Below are 361 nucleotides of genomic sequence, written 5' to 3'. Positions count from 1 at the left end.
CCGGCAGATGACGCCAGTTTCTGACGAGACGTTTGCCGTCTTCATAACGGATTTCCGCTTGTTCAGGATGCGCCCGGTTTTCTTTCAGTTTGGCAAGAAGCGATGATGCTGGCTCGTCCGGATCGGCTTGGATGACTTGGCCGTACAGCTTCGGATGTTCAAGGTGAGCCGTTTTCAGAAAAGCGGCCAGCCCCGCCAATACATTGTCTTCCCCCCTGTCGGGGACAAGAAGCTGGATCAGCGTTTTTTTCTTCTGTTTTTCTTTGATAAGACGCGTGACGATCGCTGACAGCTCCGCCGCGCAGGCGTCATAACGGTCCTCAAGCGGACCTTCGCCGTCAGCCGCACATACGGCGCCGCT

The 361-nt window shown here is 56.0% G+C and carries 1 protein-coding gene; it reads right to left on the bottom strand.

Annotated features, from left to right (window positions below; genetic code table 11):
- Positions 1-361, bottom strand: a 361-nt coding sequence (locus ICW23_RS18800; RefSeq protein ID WP_188154924.1) for a Rossmann-fold NAD(P)-binding domain-containing protein, incomplete at both ends; no start/stop codon positions are given.

The sequence above is a fragment of the Bacillus sp. 1021 genome, from assembly GCF_014534735.1.
Taxonomy (GTDB): domain Bacteria; phylum Bacillota; class Bacilli; order Bacillales; family Bacillaceae; genus Bacillus; species Bacillus siamensis.
The sequence above is the reverse complement of the archived record's forward strand: the minus strand, read 5'-3'. Positions and strand labels throughout refer to the sequence as shown.